Source organism: Solibacillus sp. FSL K6-1523, assembly GCF_038005225.1.
Classification (GTDB): Bacteria; Bacillota; Bacilli; order Bacillales_A; family Planococcaceae; genus Solibacillus.
This window is the reverse complement of sequence record NZ_JBBOSU010000001.1, coordinates 2,813,553-2,837,094: the sequence shown is the minus strand read 5'-3', so window position 1 is coordinate 2,837,094 and position 23,542 is coordinate 2,813,553. Positions and strand designations below refer to the sequence as shown.

General features: G+C 37.3%; 26 protein-coding genes and 2 riboswitches. Of the genes, 18 read left to right on the top strand and 8 right to left on the bottom strand.

Annotation, left to right across the window (positions count from 1 at the left end; translation table 11 throughout):
- Positions 1-134 precede the first annotated feature (134 nt).
- Positions 135-1,823, top strand: coding sequence for a methyl-accepting chemotaxis protein (locus MHI10_RS13675; RefSeq protein WP_340786244.1), 1,689 nt, complete (start codon positions 135-137; stop codon positions 1,821-1,823).
- Between the two features lie 173 nt (positions 1,824-1,996).
- Here MHI10_RS13675 and MHI10_RS13670 read toward each other — a convergent pair whose 3' ends face one another.
- Together MHI10_RS13670 and MHI10_RS13665 are read right to left on the bottom strand one after the other, a co-directional pair.
- Positions 1,997-2,731: a glucose 1-dehydrogenase gene (locus MHI10_RS13670; RefSeq protein WP_340786240.1), complete on the bottom strand. Its 735-nt coding sequence runs from the start codon at positions 2,729-2,731 to the stop codon at positions 1,997-1,999.
- 123 nt (positions 2,732-2,854) lie between these two features.
- Entirely contained in the window at positions 2,855-3,325 is a 471-nt protein-coding gene (locus tag MHI10_RS13665; RefSeq protein WP_340786238.1) for a glutathione peroxidase, read from the bottom strand.
- 257 nt (positions 3,326-3,582) lie between these two features.
- On the opposite strand from MHI10_RS13665, the gene MHI10_RS13660 reads away from it, so the two are divergent.
- Complete coding sequence (locus MHI10_RS13660) at positions 3,583-4,434, top strand: DegV family protein (RefSeq protein ID WP_340786234.1); 852 nt, start codon at positions 3,583-3,585, stop codon at positions 4,432-4,434.
- A 50-nt stretch (positions 4,435-4,484) separates the two neighbouring features.
- Here the strand turns inward: MHI10_RS13660 and MHI10_RS13655 are convergent, their stop codons facing one another.
- Positions 4,485-5,699: an MFS transporter gene (locus MHI10_RS13655; RefSeq protein ID WP_340786231.1), complete on the bottom strand. Its 1,215-nt coding sequence runs from the start codon at positions 5,697-5,699 to the stop codon at positions 4,485-4,487.
- Between the two features lie 129 nt (positions 5,700-5,828).
- On the opposite strand from MHI10_RS13655, the gene MHI10_RS13650 reads away from it, so the two are divergent.
- Positions 5,829-6,704 carry a LysR family transcriptional regulator gene (locus MHI10_RS13650; protein WP_340786230.1) on the top strand — a complete coding sequence of 292 codons (876 nt, stop codon included), beginning with the start codon at positions 5,829-5,831 and terminating at the stop codon, positions 6,702-6,704.
- Positions 6,705-6,999: 295 nt separating this feature from the next.
- On the opposite strand, the gene MHI10_RS13645 is transcribed toward MHI10_RS13650, so the two are convergent.
- Together MHI10_RS13645 and MHI10_RS13640 are read right to left on the bottom strand one after the other, a co-directional pair.
- Positions 7,000-7,479, bottom strand: a complete 480-nt coding sequence (locus tag MHI10_RS13645) for a hypothetical protein (protein WP_340786229.1) — start codon at positions 7,477-7,479, stop codon at positions 7,000-7,002.
- A complete protein-coding gene (locus MHI10_RS13640; protein WP_340786227.1) occupies positions 7,476-7,940 on the bottom strand; it encodes a hypothetical protein in 465 nt (154 codons plus the stop codon). Before MHI10_RS13640 ends, MHI10_RS13645 begins: the two co-directional genes overlap by 4 nt.
- A gap of 278 nt (positions 7,941-8,218) precedes the next feature.
- Here MHI10_RS13640 and rpmG point away from each other — a divergent pair, with 278 nt between their 5' ends.
- The 4 genes from rpmG to MHI10_RS13620 all read left to right on the top strand — a co-directional run bounded on the left by rpmG (position 8,219) and on the right by MHI10_RS13620 (position 11,799).
- Positions 8,219-8,368, top strand: coding sequence for a 50S ribosomal protein L33 (gene rpmG / locus MHI10_RS13635; RefSeq protein ID WP_053582877.1), 150 nt, complete (start codon positions 8,219-8,221; stop codon positions 8,366-8,368).
- Between the two features lie 233 nt (positions 8,369-8,601).
- Complete coding sequence (locus MHI10_RS13630) at positions 8,602-9,165, top strand: 5-formyltetrahydrofolate cyclo-ligase (protein WP_340786224.1); 564 nt, start codon at positions 8,602-8,604, stop codon at positions 9,163-9,165.
- 18 nt (positions 9,166-9,183) lie between these two features.
- Positions 9,184-9,396 carry a YqgQ family protein gene (locus tag MHI10_RS13625; protein ID WP_340786221.1) on the top strand — a complete coding sequence of 71 codons (213 nt, stop codon included), beginning with the start codon at positions 9,184-9,186 and terminating at the stop codon, positions 9,394-9,396.
- 504 nt (positions 9,397-9,900) lie between these two features.
- Entirely contained in the window at positions 9,901-11,799 is a 1,899-nt protein-coding gene (locus MHI10_RS13620) for an LTA synthase family protein (protein ID WP_340786220.1), read from the top strand.
- A 92-nt stretch (positions 11,800-11,891) separates the two neighbouring features.
- On the opposite strand, the gene MHI10_RS13615 is transcribed toward MHI10_RS13620, so the two are convergent.
- Entirely contained in the window at positions 11,892-12,068 is a 177-nt protein-coding gene (locus MHI10_RS13615; protein WP_340789241.1) for a DUF2759 domain-containing protein, read from the bottom strand.
- A gap of 186 nt (positions 12,069-12,254) precedes the next feature.
- Between MHI10_RS13615 and MHI10_RS13610 the strand changes: the two genes are divergently transcribed.
- On the top strand, positions 12,255-12,908 hold the full coding sequence (locus MHI10_RS13610) for an MBL fold metallo-hydrolase (protein ID WP_340786219.1): 654 nt from the start codon (positions 12,255-12,257) through the stop codon (positions 12,906-12,908).
- Between the two features lie 149 nt (positions 12,909-13,057).
- Here MHI10_RS13610 and MHI10_RS13605 read toward each other — a convergent pair whose 3' ends face one another.
- Together MHI10_RS13605 and MHI10_RS13600 are read right to left on the bottom strand one after the other, a co-directional pair.
- Positions 13,058-13,300, bottom strand: a complete 243-nt coding sequence (locus MHI10_RS13605; protein WP_340786217.1) for a DUF2626 family protein — start codon at positions 13,298-13,300, stop codon at positions 13,058-13,060.
- A gap of 254 nt (positions 13,301-13,554) precedes the next feature.
- The gene (locus MHI10_RS13600) at positions 13,555-14,253 is read right to left on the bottom strand and encodes a helix-turn-helix transcriptional regulator (protein ID WP_340786215.1); all 699 of its coding nucleotides are present in this window, start codon (positions 14,251-14,253) and stop codon (positions 13,555-13,557) included.
- A gap of 221 nt (positions 14,254-14,474) precedes the next feature.
- Here MHI10_RS13600 and comGA point away from each other — a divergent pair, with 221 nt between their 5' ends.
- The 10 genes from comGA (at position 14,475) to gcvPB (ending at position 23,353) form a co-directional block, all read left to right on the top strand.
- Entirely contained in the window at positions 14,475-15,485 is a 1,011-nt protein-coding gene (gene comGA / locus MHI10_RS13595) for a competence type IV pilus ATPase ComGA (protein ID WP_445683226.1), read from the top strand.
- Complete coding sequence (gene comGB, locus MHI10_RS13590) at positions 15,466-16,542, top strand: competence type IV pilus assembly protein ComGB (protein ID WP_340786210.1); 1,077 nt, start codon at positions 15,466-15,468, stop codon at positions 16,540-16,542. Before comGA ends, comGB begins: the two co-directional genes overlap by 20 nt.
- A 13-nt stretch (positions 16,543-16,555) precedes the next feature.
- Positions 16,556-16,876 (top strand): competence type IV pilus major pilin ComGC, encoded by a 321-nt coding sequence (comGC, locus tag MHI10_RS13585; protein WP_340786208.1) that lies wholly within the window; start codon positions 16,556-16,558, stop codon positions 16,874-16,876.
- Positions 16,866-17,315, top strand: coding sequence for a competence type IV pilus minor pilin ComGD (gene comGD, locus MHI10_RS13580; protein WP_340786206.1), 450 nt, complete (start codon positions 16,866-16,868; stop codon positions 17,313-17,315). Before comGC ends, comGD begins: the two co-directional genes overlap by 11 nt.
- Positions 17,308-17,601 carry a type II secretion system protein gene (locus MHI10_RS13575; RefSeq protein WP_340786203.1) on the top strand — a complete coding sequence of 98 codons (294 nt, stop codon included), beginning with the start codon at positions 17,308-17,310 and terminating at the stop codon, positions 17,599-17,601. The genes comGD and MHI10_RS13575 overlap by 8 nt, the downstream gene beginning before the upstream one ends.
- Positions 17,592-18,053: a competence type IV pilus minor pilin ComGF gene (gene comGF, locus MHI10_RS13570; RefSeq protein ID WP_340786201.1), complete on the top strand. Its 462-nt coding sequence runs from the start codon at positions 17,592-17,594 to the stop codon at positions 18,051-18,053. Before MHI10_RS13575 ends, comGF begins: the two co-directional genes overlap by 10 nt.
- Positions 18,054-18,255: 202 nt before the next feature.
- Entirely contained in the window at positions 18,256-18,771 is a 516-nt protein-coding gene (locus MHI10_RS13565) for a shikimate kinase (protein ID WP_340786199.1), read from the top strand.
- 313 nt (positions 18,772-19,084) lie between these two features.
- A riboswitch (glycine riboswitch) is annotated at positions 19,085-19,177 on the top strand.
- Between the two features lie 3 nt (positions 19,178-19,180).
- A riboswitch (glycine riboswitch) is annotated at positions 19,181-19,287 on the top strand.
- Between the two features lie 135 nt (positions 19,288-19,422).
- The gene (gene gcvT / locus MHI10_RS13560) at positions 19,423-20,526 is read left to right on the top strand and encodes a glycine cleavage system aminomethyltransferase GcvT (protein ID WP_340786197.1); all 1,104 of its coding nucleotides are present in this window, start codon (positions 19,423-19,425) and stop codon (positions 20,524-20,526) included.
- A gap of 21 nt (positions 20,527-20,547) precedes the next feature.
- Positions 20,548-21,894 carry an aminomethyl-transferring glycine dehydrogenase subunit GcvPA gene (gcvPA, locus tag MHI10_RS13555; protein ID WP_340786193.1) on the top strand — a complete coding sequence of 449 codons (1,347 nt, stop codon included), beginning with the start codon at positions 20,548-20,550 and terminating at the stop codon, positions 21,892-21,894.
- Positions 21,887-23,353, top strand: coding sequence for an aminomethyl-transferring glycine dehydrogenase subunit GcvPB (gcvPB, locus tag MHI10_RS13550; RefSeq protein ID WP_340786190.1), 1,467 nt, complete (start codon positions 21,887-21,889; stop codon positions 23,351-23,353). Before gcvPA ends, gcvPB begins: the two co-directional genes overlap by 8 nt.
- Positions 23,354-23,542: the final 189 nt, after the last annotated feature.

The window sequence follows — 23,542 nt, the reverse complement described above, 5'->3', positions numbered from 1 at the left end:
TATACAGTTTTTTTCTTGAATCGGTTAAAAATGTTGGAAAAAGTACTAATTTACCCCTTTTTAATCTCTCTATGTGCGTGTATGGTTTAGAAAGAGATGTTAATCTACTTAGAGAGAAACGAGGAGTGAATACCTTGACTATTAAAGTAAGAAGTATTGTAGCTTTCGGTTTGATCGTATGCCTCGTCATTTTGATGGGCTTTTTGCAACAACAAAATTCAAAATCACAACTTGCACATATTCAACAAATGAAAGAAGAAACGCTTCAAGCTATGTTACTAGCAGACGAGATGAAATTAGCGGTAGTGCAAGTACAACAATACTTAACAGATATTAGTGCAACACGTGCTCAAAATGGTTTAGATGATGGCTTTGAACTTGCGGAGGAGTACAGTCAAATTTTTAAAAATAATTTGGCTCAACTTCAAAGCTTGCACCCACAAGATAAGGGAAAATTAGAAGAAATTTTAGTAGCTTTTGATGCGTATTATGCGACTGGAAAAAAGATGGCGAATAGCTATATTGAAATGGGTCCGGAACTAGGCAATCAAATTATGTTAGAATTCGATACGACATCCATCGAAATTAATGAAAAAGTAACGGTTTTTCAGCAAAAAAATATTACAGAAATGCAAAACTCATTAGAAAATGTTGAAAACCTTATTAACGATAATAAGAATTCATTTTTAGTGATATTTTCTATTATTTTAGTCGCTTGTATCATTGTTGGCATATTATTCGCGCGCTCAATTATTGTACCGATTAATAAAATGGCTGCGGCGGCGGAAATCATTGCAAAGGGTGATTTACGTCAGGGAGATATCGAAGTTAAAACGAATGATGAAATTAAAAATTTGGCAGGGTCATTTAATTTGATGAAGGGCAATTTACAAAAGTTTATTCACAGTGTGACCGCGAATATAGAGCATTCAACATTAGCTACGGAAGAATTAGCAGCAAGTACGGAAGGGATATCACACACTTCACGTGACATTGCCAAACGTGTAGAAATGATGGCAACGCGTAATAACCAAGCAGCTGCGACTGGACGTGAAAGTTCGATTGCGATGGATGAAACAGCACACGGTGTCCAACGTATTGCAGAAGCTACACAATTACTGCATACGAAAGCTATTAATACACAATCCATTGCACATGAGGGAGAAAAAACACTACACACTGCTGAAGACCAAATGAAGATTATTCAACATTCCTCTCAAGAGACAAATGAGCGTATTCAACAACTAAGTGCCCAATCCGTTGAGATTGTTACGATTACGAAAGTTATTACAGACATTACAGAACAAACGAATCTTCTGGCGCTCAATGCAGCAATTGAAGCGGCTCGAGCAGGTGAGCATGGTAAAGGATTTGCGGTTGTAGCCGATGAGGTTCGTAAGCTAGCAGAACAATCAAAGAGCTCTGCCAATCAAATTGTCGAGTTAGTCACGAATATTCAGCACAACACGAAAGACGTGGAAAATGCTGTACAAGTAACAGTGCTTAATGTTAATGAAGGTGTCCAATTTATTCAAAATGCAGAAACTGCCTTTGCTGAAATAATGGGTGGAATTGAAGAAATGACAGATCAAATTGAAGATGTTTCTGCTTCTACGCAACAAATTTCTGCAAGTACAGAAGAGGTGGCTGCATCTGTCAATGAACTGTCTTCTTCAGCAAATATAATTGCTAAACAATCGGAAGACATTACCGCTACTGTAGAAGAACAAGCAGCAACGATACAAGAGCTAAGTGCTGTGGCAAAAAGTTTGAGCGAAGAGGCACTGTCTGTGAAGGACGAAATAAATAAATTTAACGTGTAAATCAAAAATAAAAGATCAACCCGAAATATAACGGTGTTGATCTTTTATTTTTCAAAGCAAATTTAGAAAATGAAAATAATGTACACACGCAATCAAAATAAAACAGCCAGTCCCCAATACAAGATTGGGAACTGACTGTATAACAATTCGATTTTTTGATGATTTCGAAAAGATTATTGAGCTGAAATCCCGCCGTCAATAACAAATTCAGAACCTGTAGAGTAGCTTGAATCATCAGAAGCTAAGAATGCTACCATGTTTGAAACTTCTTCTGGTTGTGCAACGCGTTTTAATGGAATGTATTTAGCGAATTCTTCAACAGCTGCTTTTGTATCTTCTTGAACAGTCATTGGCGTAGCGATAACACCTGGGTGTACAGAGTTTACGCGAATGCCTTTTGGCGCTAAGCTGATTGCCGCTGATTTAGTCATACCACGAACTGCGAATTTCGTATCTGTGTAACCAATTGCACCAGCTACTAAACCGTTTAATGAAGAAATGTTAACGATTGAACCGCCGCCAGCTTTCTCCATTGAAGGTGCTACTGTTTTCATACCTAAGAATACTGATACTTGGTTAATGTCAACGATGCGACGGTATTCTTCAACTGATACGTCGAACATGCTTTTCGCCATTGTAATACCAGCGTTGTTTACTAATACGTTTACTGGACCGAATGCTTCTTCAGCTTTAGCAACAACTGTCGCCCAATCTTCTTCACTTGCAACGTTTTGTTTAACGAAAATTGCGTTTTCGCCTAGTTCAGCAGCAAATGCTTGTCCTTTTTCTTCATTTAAGTCTGTTAAAACAACTTTTGCCCCTTGTTCTACGAAAAGTTTTGCGTGAGCAGCACCCATACCTTGTGCTGAACCTGTAATAATTGCTACTTTATTGTCTAAACGACCCATAAATAAACACTCCCTAATTACTAAAATTTTTATATGAATTACTCTTCTATTACGAAGATAAGTTCATTATAGTATACGAGTATACTACCGTCAAAGTATTAAGCTTACAAATTTGAAAGCGTTTTATAATAATTCGACAATTTCCTTCTCAGCCACAAAGGGAGTATCGACAGGAGCATAACGTTTTATAACATTGCCTTCGCGATCGACTAAAAATTTTGTGAAGTTCCATTTAATAGCTTGTCCTAAAAAGCCTTTTTTTTCCGATGTTAAATATTGAAATAGCGGATGGGCATCAGGTCCATTTACCTTGACAATTTCATGCATCGGGAATGATACGCCGTAATCGAGGCGGCAAAACTTTGCAGCTTCTTCGCCAGTTTGAAATTCCTGTTTAAATTGATCAGATGGGAAGCCTAAAACGGTGAAACCTTGGTCTTTGTATTTTTGGAATAGCGCCTCTAATTGTGTAAACTGCTTCGTAAAGCCACATTTACTGGCAGTATTCACGATGAGCAGGACATTACCTTTATATTTTTCTAATAAATATTGCTCATGATTTGCAGTGCGCACTGCAATATCATAAAGATTCATTCGATCCCTCCTCGAAAATAAATTGACCGATGATTTAGTAAAAAAAGAATACATACTATGATTATCGTACCCAATTTCATCCAAACTGTAAAATAATAAGGCGAATATATCAAATTCTTATACTGTAGAAAAATGTCGAAAAAATGTCCTTCTCCTCGAAAGATTATTTGAATATGACAAATGTCACTATGGTGAAAACGTTTTCTCCTATACATTTTGTGGAGAGTTAAAATACATATTCAAGGGGCTCACGATTTATGGCAAAAAAGATTGCATGGGTTACAGACACAGCAGCGTTATTAACAGAAGAATTTATAGAAAAACATCATGTCCATGTATTGGCATTAAATATTATATTTGAAGAGGGCGCTCTACGTGAAACAGTTGATATGACACATGACGAATTTTATCATAAATTGCGTAATGCAAAACAACATCCAAAAACATCACAGCCTGCATTTGGTGACCATGTTGCCTTATATGAAAAATTGAAGGAAGAGGGCTATGATTGTGCCATCGCCATCCATACTTCTGAGCAATTATCAGGCACGGTTGTCAGTTCTCCAATGGCCGCTGAGCAAGCAGGGTTCAAAACCTATGCGATTGATTCGAAAATCGGTTCTTATCCAATGCAAGTAATGTTGGAAAGAGGAATGGAACTTGAAAAACAAGGCCTTGAACCAGAGCAAATTGTGCAGCAAATTGAAGCGCTATGTGAAAAATCAGAGTTAATGTTCATTCCAGCGAGCTTCGAGCAACTACATAAAAGTGGTCGTGTATCAGGAACGGCGATGTTTTTAAGTAATTTGTTAAACATCAAATTAGTCATTGCCTACAATGAAGCAGGCGGAGTAGAAGTGATTCAAAAAGTTCGAGCAGACAAACGCGCTAAGAAGTTTGCGGTTGAGCGTTTGCAAGAAGCGATTATAAAATCACCCGTACTAGAAGTGGCGGTTATTAACTGTAACAATGAAGCTGGTGCGGTAGAGTGGATAAAGGATTTGAAAGTTCAATTTCCGACAATTAACTTTACACCAACACCACTTTCAGCTTGCGTTGGCGTACATGCTGGTGAAGGAACACTAGGACTTACTTGGGTTCGACAATAATAAGAAAAAATGCAGGTTCATTCGGATAAGAAGAATGAACCTGCATTTTTTTATGTTTGGACTCTCGTTTGAACCGTTTCCTGCGATTGATTGATATAATGGATGACGGCAGCAAGTGTAAAAGTGATAGTTAACGCGCTTGTAATGTACACGATTATGCCAATCCAGCCGTAGCGCACCCAAAAGACACCACCTAAAGTCCCCCCAAAACTTGATCCCAAATAGTAAGCAAATAAATAAAGCGATGAAGCTTGAGCTTTGTCTTTTATGGCGCGGCGACTCACCCAACCACTGGCAATTGAATGCGAGCCGAAAAATCCGAATGTAAACACGGTAATGCCAATTATTTTTACGTATAAGCTTTCCGGTAATGTAAGTAACCCACCGCTCATCATTATGAAGATACCGATGTAAAGAACACGTTGTCGACCAAAACGATCGGATAAGCTACCAAACCATGCAGAACTCCATGAACCAACTAAATAAACGATGAAAATCCATCCGACAACAGTTGCACTTAAATTGTATGGCGCATCAAGAAGTTTAAATCCAATATAGTTGAACATTGTAACAAAGCTGCCCATAAGTGTAAAAGCAATACCGAATAAGCAAATGAGACTTGGATCTTTTACATGTTGCCATAATGATTGCGTCATCGCTTTCAATTGAAGTGGGCGCGGCTTAAAGTGTTTCGAAGGCGGCAAAGCCCAAATGAAATAAAGACAAATGATTAAGCTAAGTAATCCTAAAAAAATCATGCCCATTTGCCAATTAAAGAAGTCTGTCATCATGCCCATAATGACACGCCCAGAAAGTCCCCCAATCGCATTCCCGCTAATGTATAAGCCCATTGCCACACCTAGGCTAGCCGGTTCCATTTCTTCCCCTAAATACGCCATAGCAATTGCTGGCACACCTGCAAATACAAAGCCTTGTATAATTCGGAGCAGTAATAATATTTCAAATGTTGGAGCGAAGGCAAGGGTGATTGTAAGAAATGAAGTGGCAATGATGGAAACAATCATTAATTTTTTTCGCCCCCAAGCTTCTGATAATGACCCAAACAGGATTAAACTAAAGGCTAGTACGCAAGTAGCAACAGAAAGTGATAGACTTGCAACAGCTGGAGATACATCGTAATCATGTGCAAACTGTGGTAATAAAGGCTGTGTTACGTAAAGATTGGCGAAAGTTATAAATCCAGCTGCAAATAAAGCTAAGTTCGTAAGTGTAAATTGTTTTGTTCCTTTTTGTATGTAATTCATCAACGAACCCTCACAATCCATACTAAATTTGGTAATCTATTCACTTCAGTATAAGGAACGTGTCATAATAAGGATAATTCATTGTTTTTATGTCGCTTATAAATAAAAGTAATAAGGGGAAAATGAAATATGGAATTATTACCGTTAATCTATTTTAAAACGGTTGCGCATTATGAAAATATGTCACGAGCAGCAGAACAACTTCATATTACACAGCCAGCCTTAAGTAAATCGATTTCCCAATTAGAGGACAGTCTAGGAATTCAATTATTTGACCGACAAGGCCGAACAATTCGATTAAATCGTTACGGACGCTTTTTTTTAGAACGCACAGAGCAACTATTGCGCGATTATGATAAGGCGCGAGAAGATTTACACAATATCATCTCACCAGGCTATGGGGAAGTTGCAATTGGCTTTATGCATACACTCGGTCTTAAAGTTATACCAGCTTTAATGACCGATATTCGGGCTGTTTATCCGAACATGAAATTTCAATTGACGCAAAATAATTCAGGAGTATTACTAGAAAAACTTGAAGATGGGCAATTGGATTTATGTTTGATTTCCTCACTTGATTATAAATCGCATATTTTTTGGGAAAAGTTATGGGAAGAGGAATTATTTTTAATTGTGCCGAAAAATGATGCCCTAAGCAAAAAGAAGTCAATCAAGGTTGAGGAGTTTGCTCATCGTCCATTTATTACAATCAAAAAGGGGAATTCTTTGCGCAACTCAGTGGATGAGCTATTTCAACAAGAAGGTTTTTCGTTAAATGTGGCGTTTGAAGGGGAAGAGGTACATACGTTAGCTGGGCTAGTGGAAAGTGGGTTAGGTGTTTCTTTAATTCCATCTATTAAAGGGATCGAACAATATGAGGTACAAATGATTCCGGTGGATGCGGAAAATTGCAAACGCGCAATTGGTATGGTCTATTTAGACAATACAAAGAAATCATCCGCAACCGAACAATTTATTTCATTTGTTAGGGATTATTTTAACTAAATTTAGTGGGGGCAAAACCCCTACTAAATCTAGTTAAGCCCCGGCGGATGTCACAGATTCTTTAGGAGGCCTGCGTGATGCAGGTCAGTTAGCCGTTGTCGGATGGACGCGACGAACTTAGGGCTCGCTCGAAAAAAATCTGGACGCAATTACGCCGTTGTGTAATTGATTTAATGAAAAAAACGCATTCGAAATGGATTTTTTCGAATGCGTTTTTTTAAAATAGGAAACGGTATCTTAATGGTCTTACTTCTTCGATTAAAATAAGAAATGCTATTATTATGGACGGACAATATTAGTCCAATTTTTTACCCGTCAGTGTTTTAGCAATTTCATCGATCGTCATATCGGAGTGTAAATCAAATGCACCTTTTTGGATGGAACGTGAAAACTCAGGCTTTGACAAGTAGAGTTCGATTTCGCGCCCATTTTTTACGATTTGCTCTGCTTCTAGTTGCTGACCAATTTCATAAAGCGACATGTTTTCGTATATGTAAATCGTGCGCGTAATGATATCTTTTTCTTTTGAATCGCTATCGGTCGGCTGCTCCTTTTTTGCATCATGATTTTCAGATTCTTTTACTGTAGAGGTTACCGTGTTTTCTTTTTGGAGCTGCTGTTCTAGACTGTCGATTTGTTGTTCGTATGCGGCAATTTGTTCTTCATATTGGGAAATGTCTTGTGTTGTGGCACTCGGTCCGAATTTTTCGTACAACGTAAAACTTGCGCCAGCTAGAAATAAACCGATCCCAAATGCACGTAAGGAAGTTTTCATAAACGGCCTCCCGTAGCAAGAATGGATTGGATTTGTGTATGCGTTAATGTGGAGCGTATACTAATTTCTTCAATCGAATGACCCTGTTCATTTAAAGCAAGCACTTGGCTTACTAAAATCCCATTAATCGGTTTTGTTTCTTGTGTTATCGGCGCGGGTGGTGTCGTTTGGGAACCGTATACTTGAGCGGCCTTTACTTGGGCAGCTACTTGTTGAAAGGTCTCCATTGCGTCCTTTTGTCTCGCAGGCGATTTTTTCTTCGGTTGAATTTGGAAGTTTGGTTCGACTAAAAGTTCCTCTTCTACTGTTTTAATACGTCGCTTTAGTGCATTTGTTTCTTGATAAATATTAATTGATAAGTCTTCTAAATCGTTCTCTATTTTATGTGATTTATCTTTTAAGAACATGGAAATAATAATAAAAACGATTCCGATTATCATAATAATTGTTGAGATATCCACTTTGAGTCCTCCTAGTATTGAACGTTTCTAACATCTATTTTATCATATTAATGGCACCTCGACGTTATTTCCTGCAATGATTGTTTGAACGTCAATGAAGTAGTTAAACAGCCAATTGCACTTTCTACTTATTATAAAGGACAATTTTTCTTAAAAAAGTTTAATCAATTATTAAATAACAACTGGATTTATTTATAAAACATGTTATAATGGGTAAGTCGTATAAATCATGCTCAATTTTAAATTAGAATTCTTGAATTAGAGTGGGAGGGTTAATGATGCGCGTAAACATTACTTTAGCTTGCACAGACTGCGGCGAACGTAACTATATTTCAAAAAAGAACAAGCGTAACAATCCAGAGCGTCTTGAACTTAAAAAATATTGCTCACGTGAGAAGAAATACACTACTCACCGTGAAACAAAGTAATTGCTCAATTAGCCAGAACCACTTGTTGGTTTTGGCTTTTTACTTTCAATTTGTCTCATTTAGACCTTTTTTATGAATAGAAGAGTAGACTATTTCATAGATATATACATAGAAGAAAGTACTCAACTCGCGCCAATTGAGCAGGAGTTGAATTTTTTGGATTCATATATACTATAGGGGCTTATCTTTTGAAGGAGAGCCGTTGTGTAAACTTTTGAGAGTAGGGGAATCGTATGGAAAAGAAGCAGCTACGCATTCGGGTTATACAACAGTTAAACCAAATGTCGACAAGTGACTATCGAAACCGTTCGCTTGTAATTGCCAAAAAGTTATTTGACGAGCAAGTGATTCGAAATGCAAAAACAATTGCCATAACAATTAGCAACCAACCAGAAGTAGATACAACGGCTATTATCGAGCAACTTTGGCAATTAGGAAAGCGCGTAGTCGTTCCAAAATGTGAACCAGCAGATCGTACAATGGCATTTTATGCAATTAACAGTTTTATGCAAACGGAGCGTGTCTTTAAAAATATTTTAGAGCCAATACCTGCGCAGACGGAACTTGTGGAAAAAAATAAAATTGATGTTATTATAGTACCGGGTGTCATTTTTGATAACAGTGGTTATCGCATTGGCTTTGGAGGCGGATATTATGATCGCTACTTACCATCATTTCAAGGTGAGTTAATATCCTTAGCTTTTGAAGAACAATTAATGGATCAAATTCCGAAAGAACCACATGATATTCCGATTCATATACTAATTACGGATAAAGGACGATTGAACTTTCAATAGTTCACAGGGGGAACAATTATGCAATCAATGTTAGATATTATTGAGTTATTAAAACGATACGGTATTTATATATACACGCGTGACCGCATTGGTGATTTGTATTTAATGGAAGATGAAATAAAAGAATTATACAAGGCTAATTTTTTAGATCTTAAAGACTACCAAATGGCGATGTTAATCTTACGCCAAGAGGAAAGAAAGATAAAAGAAGCCAAAACAAATCAATTGTAGTATAATAATAGAGATTGTGATAGGGAAGTTTCAGTTGAATAAGGAAATCCCGATGCCATCCATAAAATATAAATTACTTTAACTTAATTCAGCAGAAGTCCCCTACTTCTATAAGTGGAGGATGAATGCCGAAAATGTAATTTTACTTGCGTTGGGGTTCAAACCCTGGCTGAATCAAGTTAAGCCCCGGCAGATGTCACAGATTTTTTAAGGGAAGCTTTTCGAGCGAGCTCGAAAAAATCTGGACGCAATTACGCCGAGGCGTAATTGATCTTATTTTTGATTGTATGACCATAAAACAGCGGAATTTACCGCTGTTTTATGTTTTGTCATGAAACCTTTTTAAAAGTTAAACGTACTTATTACTAGAGTAATTTTCAAAACAAAATGATTGATAAAATAAATAAAAAAGATTAAGATATATTTTGTTTCATTGAAAGTTACTATTTTTAAATAGAAATATACTAAATAACGAGTTTGATTATGAGGAGAGGATGTTAGGAAATGAAATCTTTTAAATGGCCTAAACATTCGATATTAGCGATTGCTGTAATAGCAACTTGGATTAAAACGGTTATCGTTTATGAGACAAGTTTTGATATGAAGTTAGAAAATATGATGCAAACTTTTATTTTGTTCATTAATCCAATTAGCTTCTTATTATTCTTTTACGGCCTTTCATTATTTTTCAAAACGCAAAAGACGAGAAATCGCTATATCGTAGGTGGGAGCATTGTGCTCGCATTCGTACTATACGGAAACGTAGCATTTTATCGTTTCTACAATGACTTTGTAACTTTGCCAGTTCTATTCCAAACGAGCAACTTTAGTGGACTGGGAACGTCCGCAATGGAAATTATTAACCCGATAGATATATTATACTTTATGGATGTATTTATTTTGTTAATCGCAGTTAAATTTATTCCAAAAAATGATGGTGATTTGTTACCAATTCGTAAAGATGGACGTAAAGCTTATTTCGTAATGGCCACTGCTGTTTTCTTTTTAAACTTAGGGTTAGCAGAAACTGAGCGTCCACAGCTATTAACACGAAGCTTTGACCGTGAATTATTAGTGAAAAACTTAGGGACGTACAATTATCATCTATATGATATTTATATCCAATCGAAATCTTCTGCTCAACGTGCATTAGCGGATGGCAGTGAATTAGTTGAAGTGAATAACTATGTACGTGCAAATCAAGCAGAGCCAAATGTAAAAATGCTTGGTAAATACGAGGGACGTAATGTCATTGCAATCTCGTTAGAATCGTTACAAACGTTTGTCATTAACAATGAAATGAATGGAGAAGTAATCACACCATTCCTTAATTCATTAACGCAAGATAAAGACACTTATTATTTCAATGATTTCTATCATCAAACGGGGTTAGGGAAAACATCTGACTCTGAATTTATTTTTGAAAACTCGCTATTTGGTTTAGGCCGAGGGGCGGTATTCTTCACACATGGTGGGAACACGTATAATTCATTTGCGGAGCGACTAGGAGAAAATGGTTACTTTACAAATGTCATGCATGCCAATAACAAGTCGTTTTGGAACCGTGATATGATTTATCAGTCATTTAACATCGATAAATTCTATGATGTGGAGTCGTATGAGGTAAAAGAAGAAGAGTCTGTAAACTGGGGACTGAAAGATATTCCGTTCTTTGATCAATCAGCAAAGCTTATGGCGGAAATGCCTCAACCGTTTTACAGTCGTTTAATAACATTAACAAATCACTATCCATTCTACTTGGATGAAGAGGATATTTTAATTCCGGAGTTTGATTCAAATTCTGGCACATTAAATCGTTATTTCCAAACCGTTCGTTATTTAGATGAAGCGGTTAAAGAATTCTTTGATGATTTAAAAGAGCAAGGAATCTATGAAAATTCAATTATTGTGATGTATGGTGACCACTACGGAATTTCAGAAAACCATAATAAAGCAATGGCGCAATATTTAGGTAAAGAAGAAATTACACCAATGGACAGTGCTTTATTACAAGCAGTTCCATTTTACATCCATATTCCAGGTTCTAATGATGGACAAGTGATGGATACAGTATCAGGACAATTAGATATTCGCCCAACGATATTGCATTTACTTGGTATTGATACGTCGAAGGATATGCAACTTGGGGCAGATTTATTTTCTGAGGAACATGAGGATTTCGTTATTTTCCGTGACGGGCGCATCATCACAGACGAGTTAGTTTATGCGAGTGAGGCTTGTTATGACCGTGCAACGGGGGATGAAATTGAAGTGGAAAACTGTCAGCCGTATATCGATCGTGCTACGAAAGAATTACAGTATAACGATGCGATTATTAACGGAGACTTACTTCGTTTCTATGATGAAAAAACAGGGAATTTAAAAATCGATTCTGTTAAATAAAGAAAAGCGTCTCTTAATTGAGGCGCTTTTCCTGTTTCTTTAGAAAAACAAAAAACGTACCGCTATAAAAGCGATACGTTTTTTGCCATTAATTAGTTAGTTGGTGGATAGCCTTGGTTTAAAACCGTCATGATTACGAACCAACCAAATACACCTGCAGCTGCTGCGTTAAAAGCAATTGCTAAAATGTTTTTTTCTTTGATTGATTGGAATATGCCAACTACGCCTAACAATGCAACTAAACCGAAAATAATCATTAATAAGTTCATTAAAATTGCCACTCCTTTCGACATTAACAAATAATGTCGCAAACAATATTCCTCCTTTATTGTAAAGGTTTCCAGTTCGTTTGTCGAGAACTAAAAATGACGTTTATATGAACGAATGTTTTCATTGAAATAGATAATTGATATAATTGAAAAGATGTAATAACTGATAAAGTAGGAGGAATTATGATGGTTAACTATAATGTCCGTGTTTACCCACTTGGACCAATACAAACAAATTGTTACATAGTGAGTAATAAAAAGAAAGAATGTTTAATTTTTGATCCAGGTGAACAAGCGGACTTTTTAATAAGTACGTTACGCAAAAACGGATTAAAGCCTTTAGCAATTTTATTAACGCATACCCATTTTGATCATATTGGTGCTGTTGACACGGTAAGAGAAGCTTTTGAGGATCTTCCGCTTTATGTGCATGAAAAAGAAGTGAGCTGGCTTGCAGATCCGTTAAAAAATGGCTCAGGGAAATATGCTGAGCTTCCAAATTATGTTGTAAAGGCGCCAAATGAAGCGCATATCCTCCGTCAAGAAGGACCACTTACAATTGGTGATTTTACATTTGAAGTAGTGCATACACCAGGGCATTCACCAGGAAGTATATCGTTTATTTTTAAAGAGGATGGATTTGCAATTGTCGGGGATACGCTATTTGAACGCAGCGTTGGGCGTACGGATTTAATCGGGGGGTCGATGAAAACATTAGTGCAGTCCATTCATGATAAATTATTGTCTTTACCAGAGGATACGATTATTTATCCAGGTCATGGTAATTACACAACACCAGCAGCTGAAATGGATGCAAACCCGTTTCTTAATGGTTTTTAGGCCAACACGAGGTTGGTCACAAAGGCGTTGTCACAGGTCGTGACGGGCTTAGCCTTTGTTCCTTAGTGAGCTGGTAGTACTGAGTAGTTGTTCAAATATGAAATCAAAAACCGACTAGCCAATTTGACTAGTCGGTTTTGTGTTGCGTATTAGTGTCCTCCACCTGGAGTGTGTAAGAACGTTGTATAGTACGTAAATCCTGCAAAGAAAACTGTTAAATACGCACCGAAGATGTACATGTACATGCGCTCTGAAAGATTTAAGAAGCCTAATAATAAGAATAAACCAGTATTACCTAAGAATAATAGCGAAACCTCATTCATACCACCAAGGTAGAACATAACGGCGAAAATAGCAGTCCAGAATGCCATAACTTTATACATATTGCTCATTGAAGAATTCCCCTCCTTTTGCATAAAATCGAATAATCTCCTATCTATTATAAAACATGATGCGCTATAAAGTAAACTGCAAGTTATGGAATTGTTGTGACAAACAAGTGGAATTTTTTACATATTAAAGTACCGCGCTATCAAGAAATGTCGATTCCCGTTTCCCCACTTTTTTTAATGTCATCTTTCCAATATTACATTCAACGTAAATTCGTATTAAAAGTTTCTATTTTTGACCGCATAGTGATGTCTAATTATTCGTGAATGGAAATTTTATAGTTGCAGAAGTCACATGAATGGAGCATGCTTTCGAACTGAGAAAATACCTTTGTTTTGAATAATACTTCTACTTGACCGCGTAAATACGATTCGTGTAGCGAACAAACAATCTTTCCATGTCGGGCAATTTGATCGTGGAATGGGCAATTATAAATGGAGAAAATAATTGTTTTTGTATTGTCATGTTCTTTTATTTCTGGAATATAGCCAATAAGCTTTGCGGAATTCGTTAAAATTTTGATTTTTTCTTCAAATGGAAGTGGTAATCGATGTTTTCGTTCGCTTAGTAATTCCTGAATAAACAATTTGCCATCCTCATAGCTAAGCTGATTTGCTTTTTCTAACGCAACCTCACCTAACTCAGCGATTAAATCTAATGACCATTTTAATAAAAGAGAATGATCACGGCGGGGGAAGCTAATCGTGATGCCGTCTTGTTTCACTTTGTATACACGACCTGGGCGACCGCCTTTTCCTGTTTTTAAATATTCCGATGAAATGGCGCCAATTTCCGCAAGTTTCGTTAAATGTAGTCGAGCAACATTGGAGTGGATTTTAAATTCGTCTGCGATATTTTGTACAGTAAAGTGTTTTTTATGCTGTAACATATATTCATAGATGGAAAAACGCGTTTCATCTGCTAATGTACTTGTTATTTTGATAGGATGTATCATTGTTATCACCTCACTTATTCTTCATTTATATATAATGAATTATATTTTAAATCTTAGGATTATTTTACCATATTTTATATCGGAATGGTCGATTTCAATTGAAAATAATGTGCAAAAAGAAACTTTTTATCATTCGATAGGTTTTCGTATTTTTTCAATATATAATAACGCTAAGATAGTTTTGCGGTATCCTTTATGAAAAAAAGATGAAGAGAGGCGTTATTATGGAACAAGAATCTATTATAAAACATAAGTGTGAGCAGTTATTGTTAAGGGCGAGCCATTTTGATGCATCTGATTTGCATTTACTACCAGGGGAACATCAGTACAAAATTATGTTTCGGAAATATGGACAGTTTATTCATGCTGGTGAACTTCAGAGTGATATTGCCAAAAGAATGATTTCTTATTTCAAGTTTTTATCCTCCTTAGATATTAGTGAGAAACGTAAACCTCAAAGTGGTGCTTTTCAAAAACAGCTTAATGACCATTTCTATTCCTTCCGAATTTCCACTTTGCCATCAGCCTTTCAAAAAGAGAGTTTAGCCATTCGTTTATTACGTCAAAATTACACACTTCCCATTTCAACTCTATGTTATGACACAAAAACTGCAACGGAGCTATGTGAGCTTATTACGCAATCGCAAGGTTTATTGCTAATAAGTGGTGCAACCGGTTCTGGAAAAACAACTTCTCTGTATTCGCTTGTACAATATTGTTCCAACGAGTTATCTCGTCACGTTATATCACTCGAAGACCCAGTAGAAAGTAGCCAGGAGCAACTGTTACAAATTCAAGTAAATGAGCGCGCAGGTGTTACGTATGCAGCGGGGCTAAAGGCGATTTTACGCCATTCTCCGGATGTTATTATGGTTGGAGAAATTCGTGATAAAGAAACCGCGAAAATTGCCATTCAAGCCGCATTTACAGGTCATTTAGTCATTTCAACGATTCATGCCAAGGATACAATCAATTGTTTGTACCGCTTGATGGATTTAGAGGTTTCAGTGGAGGAGATGCGTCAAATGCTCATTGCCGTTGTTTCGCAAACGTTGATCAGTACAGAGCAAGATGAGCAAAAAGCGTTGTTTGAAATACTTTCTGAAGCTACGCTAGAAACCGCTTTAAATGAAATCGCCCAGCACCGAAAATATACGCTTCCCTATGAGCAAACATTAGCTGGTCAAAGGGCAAAATTAGGGGTGAAATTGTATGAACCTACCTCTTCTTAGGGGGCGTGTTGCAAATTTTAGTGTTATAAGTTTTCGTAAAGCAAAAGTGTCAGATTTTCCAACATTTTTAGAACGAATAGGGGATCTTCTAAAAGAAGGTTATACATTCGCGCATTGCATTCAAATGCTGTTACCGTTTCATATGAAGCAATATGAAGAAATGCAAGAAAGTGTGAAAGAGGTACTTCATGATGGTGGAGGTGCTACACAGGTTTTAAAACTTTTAGGCTTGGAAAAACAGTATTTGGTGTCGATTGAATTAGCAGAATTGACGGGTCAGTTAGCGGAAACTGTTCAGATTGTTTCCCAGCAGCTAACATTTCAACAAGAAATGAAATCGAAATTAGTGAAGGTGCTATCCTATCCCGTTTTGTTATTTGTATTTTTAATGGGATTATTTCTCGCCTTCCGGACATTTTTTTTACCAAATATCTCAACAATGGTTACATCCAGAGCTCAAAATGATACGTCGACAAGTGTGCAATGGTCTAAATTCTTTTTGCATATGCCTGATTATATCATTGTATTAGTAGCAATTTTATTAAGTGTGGTAGCCGCTTTTATTTTTTATATTAAACGAAAACGTGTGGATCTTCAGTTATCTCTCCTCTTTAAAATCCCTTTGCTTGGCCACTTTTGGAAATTATTATTAACCCGGCATTTTTCAAGAGTATTAGGAAATTTACTACTTGCAGGCTTTTCCTTACAGCATGCGCTCGGCCATTTAAAAAAACAGGAACACCAAATTCAAATAGCTTATGTCGCGCAAGTACTACAAGAAAAAGTGGTTTTAGGAGATACATTAGCGGAAGCAGTTCAAATCGATGGCTACTTTTATCCAAAGTTTGAGCATTTTATCGCACACGGGGAATCGAGTGGCATGCTTGGGCGTGAATTGATTTTATATTGTGAGCTATTAGATACTCGTTTACAGGTGACAATCCGCTTTTTGATGACAATGATTCAGCCACTATTATTTATGATTATTGCAGCCTGTGTAATTGCTGCGTATTTGAGCATATTGCTTCCGATGTATGACGTATTAGATTTTATTTGAGAGGGGAAAAAACATGAAAAATGAACGTGGTTTTACTTTGGTGGAAATGCTAGTTGTTCTTTTAATTATCTCGATTTTAATTCTAATTACGATACCCAATGTATCCAAACATTTCGCATCTATTGATGAAAAGGGGTGTGATGCCTACGTTGTGATGATACAAGGACAAGTCGAGGCCTATAAGTTGGAAAATAAAAGCTTTCCAACGTCGATGGATGATTTAGTGACGGCAGGCTATGTGCCAGAAACGAATAAAGAATGTCCAAATGGGGAGCAAGTAACGATTGACGCAGAGGGGAAGGTTGAATCAGCCGCACAAGTGAGTGGAGATTAAACGATACCTTCGCAACGAACGTGGTTTTACTTTATTGGAAATGTTAATCGTACTAGCCATTATGGTAATTTTATGTTCATCCATATTTTATTTTTCAAATAGTAAACTTAATCGGCTCACCGTATTAAAAACGATGGACGAAGTGGAATTATTAATTCGCATGGCACAAATGACAGCGATTGAAGAACAAAAGGCTATCGTAATGGATGTGTATGATAATACAAAATTAGTTATTAGGTATTATGTAGGCGCGGAAGTGATTGATACGATGCAACTTCCAGAAGGGATGGAATTCCATGTATCCACACCGAATCCGAGGTTACATTTTCGAGTCAATGGCAATTTGCAATCGTTCGGAAGCATGGCTTTTTATTATGAGGAGGAAATGTATGGCTACAAAATTAACATAGGGAAAGGAAGGTTAACAAGGGATGACTGAACAAGGCTTTTCGTTTGTCGAGGCATTGTTAGCTGTTGTGATTTTATTTTTTCTAAGTGCGAGCCTCGTTCCGCTAACTTTCCATATGAAACAGCAGTTGGAGGGACAAAAACGGCAAACACATGCGGCTGAAGTGGCTTTCAATGGCGCATTACTGCAGCAAAGATATGGCGAATGGAGTGGCGTGCAAGAGATTGAAGGTATTTCATACTTTTGGAATTTTGATTTAGGTTCAGTTTGTGTCAAGTATGATGCCGATTTAGAGGAATATGAACTATGCGTGTAAAGAATGGGTATTTGCGAAATGAACAGGGCTTTACATTTTTGGAAAGTATTTTTCAACTCATGATTTTTATTTTATTTGCCAATATAAGCTTACTCTTAATTTTTTGGTTTCGAGATATTATTAACCTGGACAAAATGAAGGATGAAGTCAATTGGGAGTTATTTATTTATGATTTAAATCAGTACAATGCACGTTCGGTAACCGGGATGCTGAATTCTAGCTCTAGTTTACAAATGGAGTTACTTGATGCGGAAGATGGGAAGTATTTTGTTTTTGATCGTTCTGAATTGCATATTCGTAAACGCTCCAATTTAGGTGGGAATGAAATCCTCTTACCTTATGTGGGATCGTGGAATTTACTAGTCGATAATAATGAAATATTAGTGAAAGTTGTGATGCGTGATGGGACGAGGAGGGAAAGGCGTATGGTTTTGCCAGTTGCTAAAGAATGAACGGGGAATTATTTTTCCATGTGCAATTATTTTATTATTTATTGTGACAGGGGCTGTATTACTATATACAAATGCCTATTTTGCACAATTAAAAACATATAATTCATTGGAATCTATTTACGTTCGTGCTACGATAAATATACTAAGTACTTTGAATGAATAATGAATTGAAGTAGCACGTTTATAGAAGAAGGTGATTTGCATGCGAAAAATATATTTAGTTGGCTTTATGGGATGTGGAAAAAGTGCGATCGGAAGGCGCTTAAGTTATTATCTTAAAATGCCTTACTATGATATGGACCATGAAATTGTAAGGCAACAAGGGATGACAATACCCGAGATATTTGAAAAATATGGAGAATCGCGCTTTCGAGAGATTGAAACTGAGTTTTTACGCTCTTTCCGAGATGAAGCTTGCATTATTGCGACAGGCGGTGGCGTTGCGATTCGTGAAGAAAATCGTAGAATTATGCGACGGACAGGCTTGGTATTTTTCTTAGATGCACTTTTTGATGATATTTATATGCGTATTCGAAATGATAAAAATCGTCCAATCGTTCAAACATCCACAGAGCAAGAATTGAAAGAACTGTATTTGTACAGAAGGAAAATTTACCGGGAAGCAGGTCATATTCAAGTATTGACAGCCAATCGTTCGTTAAGGCAAATAGTTGAGTATATAGGCTTTCAAGTGAATCGCCTAAAGTCGAACAATTGATGTGGAATTGTTGTTTAGGTTCGTGTTTTATCTATTATTAAAAAAAGATTGCGTTCTCATTACATTCAATGTTAGGATATGGCTAAGAGTTATCTTAATTGACTTGATTCAACCGGGGTTCAAACCTCGGTTGAATCAAGTCAAGCCCCGGCGGATGTCACAGATTTTTAAGAGAAGAAGGAAGTCAGCCTAAAAACGTCACATCGTGTGACAACTGCTGACTGACCCACGTCCTGTGGGCCCTCGAAAAATCTGGACGCAATTACGCCGAGGCATAATTGATATAGATTAACTTAGCTATATAGTAATGCGGATGAAGATACGGGGAGAGAACGTGAAGTCACGTCGCCGAAGGAGCAAATAGAGGGTCTATGAATCTCTCAGGCAAAAAGACTCGTATTGGACGCAACTCTGGAGAGAGCTGTGATGTTGTACTATTACAGCCACCAAAGGGGAAAGCCTAAAATGTGAAGGGAATTTCAATTTTAGGTGTAACTTTCAGGTGCAAGGACAGAGAATCTCATTAAAAGGGATTCGTCTGTCTATTTTTTTGCCCTTTTATGGTTTTAAGCTTCTTTATTCCTATAAAAGGACAAAATCAAAGCGAACCATGCAACTAAAAGTGATTACATAATTTAAGGAGGACTATACATGATAAATGAATTAAAACGAACACCGCTTTTTGATGAATATGCAAAATACGGTGGGAAAACAATTGATTTTGGTGGTTGGGATTTACCGGTACAATTCTCTTCAATTAAGGAAGAACACGATGCAGTTCGTAACCGTGCAGGCCTATTTGATGTTTCACATATGGGTGAAATTTTCGTGGAAGGTCCGGATGCTTTACCATACTTACAAAAATTACTATCAAATGACATTTCTAAAATTGCGATTGGCGGCGCACAATATAGCGCATTATGCTATGAAAACGGCGGTGTAGTCGACGATTTATTAACATATCGTTTAGAAGAAAACCGTTATTTACTATGTGTGAATGCATCTAATACAGATAAAGACTTCGCTTGGATGAACGAACATTTAGAAGGCGATGTGACAATTACAAATGCCTCGGATGAATTTGCTCAAATTGCCCTACAAGGACCGCTTTCCGAAGAAGTATTACAAACGTTAACAGATACAGACTTAACGACTATTAAGTACTTCAAATTCCAAGATAATGTGAATGTCGCGGGTCATTCTGTAATAGTTTCACGCAGTGGGTACACAGGTGAGGACGGTTTCGAAATTTACGGAGCTCCAGCTGCGATTGTTGATTTATGGAATAAAATTTTAGATGCTGGTAAAGAGCAAGGTGTTATTGCGGCTGGTTTAGGTGCACGTGATACGTTACGTTTTGAAGCTTGCTTACCATTATATGGTCAAGAACTTTCACAAGACATTACGCCATTAGAAGCTGGAATTGGCTTTGCCGTAAAACTTCAAAAAGAAACGAAATTCATCGGACAAGAAGCGTTAATCGCTCAAAAAGAAGCGGGTTTAACACGTAAATCTGTTGGCATTGAGATGATTGATAAAGGCATTCCACGTCACGGCTATAAAGTATTTAAAGATGGTCAAGAAATCGGTGAAGTAACAACGGGTACACAATCACCAATGACTAAACGCAATATTGGAATGGCTTTAATTGACGCAACATTTGCAGAAGTTGGAATAGAATTGGAAATCGAAATTCGCAATAAATTCGCAAAAGCGGTTATTGTTGAAAAACCATTTTATAAACGCATTAAATAAAATTCGAAAAGAGGGTTACGTATGAAACATCGTTATTTACCAATGACGGAACAAGACAAGCAAGAAATGTTAGAGCGTATTGGAGTTTCTAGTGTGGATGAGCTATTTGAGGACATACCTGAACAAGTACGCTTTAAAGGTTTATATAATATTAAAGCAGCGAAATCAGAAGCGGCCTTATCGAAAGAATTGGCACAACTAGCAGCGAAAAATAAAGATACAGCAACGAACGTATCGTTTTTAGGCGCGGGTGTTTACAATCACTATAAACCAGTTATCGTAGACCACGTTATTTCACGTTCAGAGTTTTATACAGCATACACACCATACCAACCTGAAATTTCTCAAGGGGAATTACAAGCAATCTTTGAATACCAAACGATGATTGCTGAACTTACGGGCATGGATTTAGCGAACTCTTCTATGTATGATGGCGGTACATCACTAGCTGAAGCAGGTATGTTAGCAGCAGGTCATACACGTCGTAAAAAATTATTCGTATCGGGTGCAGTACATCCAGAATATCAAGATGTTGTTGCTACTTATGCATATGGTCAATCAATCGAAGTTGTTACGATTCCAACGAAAGATGGCGTAACAGACGTTGAAGCATTAAAAGAATTAATAGATGATCAAACAGCAGGTGTCATCGTTCAATATCCAAATTTCTTCGGTCAAGTAGAAAATTTACAAGCAATGGCGGATATTGCGCATGATGCAAAAGGATTATTCATCGTTTCAGCAAACCCATTAGCACTTGGCGTATTAACACCTCCAGGTAAATTAGGTGCGGACATTACAGTTGGTGATGCACAAGTATTTGGTATTGCAGAAGGTTACGGTGGTCCTCACTGTGGTTATTTCGCAGTAACAACGAAATTAATGCGTAAAGTACCAGGTCGTTTAGTTGGTGAAACAGTTGACCAAGATGGCCGTCGTGGTTACGTATTAACATTACAAGCACGTGAACAGCATATCCGTCGTGATAAAGCGACTTCTAACATCTGTTCAAACCAAGCATTACTTGCACTTGCAGCATCAGTTGCAATGACAGCACTTGGCAAACAAGGTATGCAAGAAATGGCGAAGCAAAACATCGTGAAGACGCGCTATGCGAAAAATGCTTTCGAAGCAGCTGGATTTACAGTGCTTTATCAAGGTGCGCACTTCAATGAAATCGTAGTAAAAACGAATAAATCAGTAACTGAAATTAATAAAGCTTTAATTGAAAAAGGCATTATCGGTGGATTTGACTTAGGTCGTGTTTACCCAGAATTAGAAAATCACGCATTAATCGCAGTAACAGAAATTCGCACAAAAGAAGAAATTGATGCGCTTGTTGCGGAAATGGGGGCTCACAATGCATAACGAAAACCAATCACTCATTTTTGAAATTACGAAAGAAGGTCGCGTAGGCTATAACTTAGAGCCATTAGACGTACCAGATTTCGACCTGACAGATTTATTACCAGCTGAGCTTGTTCGTGAGGAAGCAGCAGATCTTCCAGAAGTATCTGAGCTTGATATTATGCGTCACTATACAGCATTATCTCGTCGTAACCACGGCGTAGATTCAGGATTCTACCCACTTGGTTCTTGTACAATGAAGTACAATCCAAAAATTAATGAATCAGTTGCACGTTTTTCTGGTTTTGCTAACGTTCACCCATTACAAGATGAGTCAACGGTGCAAGGTGCAATGGAATTATTATATGATTTACAAACTTCATTAGAAGAAATTACAGGTATGGATGAAGTAACATTACAACCAGCTGCAGGTGCACATGGTGAGTGGACAGCATTAATGATGATCCGCGCTTTCCATGAAGCAAACGGAGAAGGGCACCGTAATAAAGTCATCGTTCCTGACTCAGCACACGGTACAAACCCAGCTTCTGCAACAGTAGCAGGATTTGAAACAATTACAATCAAATCAGGTGAAGACGGCTTGGTTGACCTTGAAGATTTACGTCGTGTTGTTGGTCCAGATACAGCGGCACTAATGTTAACAAACCCGAATACACTTGGTCTATTTGAAGAAAATATTTTAGATATGGCGGCGATTATTCATGAAGTAGGCGGTAAAGTGTACTATGATGGTGCAAACTTAAACGCGGTTATGAGTAAAGCACGTCCTGGCGATATGGGCTTTGACTGCGTACACTTAAACTTACACAAAACATTTACAGGTCCACACGGTGGCGGTGGTCCAGGTTCAGGTCCAGTAGGGGTAAAGGCAGACTTAATTCCATACTTACCAAAGCCAGTATTAGTGAAAAAAGAAGATGGTACGTTCCACTTCGATTACAACCGTCCACAATCAATCGGACGTGTAAAACCATACTACGGTAACTTCGGTATTAACGTTCGTGCCTATACGTATATCCGTACAATGGGTCCAGACGGCTTAAAAGCAGTAACAGAATATGCCGTATTAAATGCAAACTACATGATGCGTCGCTTACAAGAGCATTTCGATTTACCTTTTGATCGTCATTGTAAACATGAGTTTGTATTATCAGGTCGTCGTCAAAAGAAATTAGGTGTACGTACACTTGATATCGCAAAACGCCTGTTAGACTTTGGCTACCATCCACCAACAACGTACTTCCCATTAAATGTGGAAGAGGCGTTAATGATCGAGCCAACTGAAACAGAATCAAAAGAAACATTAGATGCATTCTGTGACACAATGATTCAAATCGCTAAAGAAACGATGGAAAACCCTTCAATCGTTCAAGAAGCACCACATACAACAGTTATTAATCGTTTAGACGAAACGCGTGCAGCACGTACGCCGATTTTACGTTATACGAAAGAAGTTTAACTGCTAAATATTACAATAGCCTATCAAATCCTCGTGATTTTGATAGGCTGTTGTTTTTTTGTGGATAGCTAGGAGGGGCTTGGTTCGGAATTTGGATAATAGCCAATTCATGTCCTTTAATAGCCAAATTTACTTTGATTATAGCCAAAATTCGGGTGTTAATAGACAAAAAACATCGGATAATAGCCA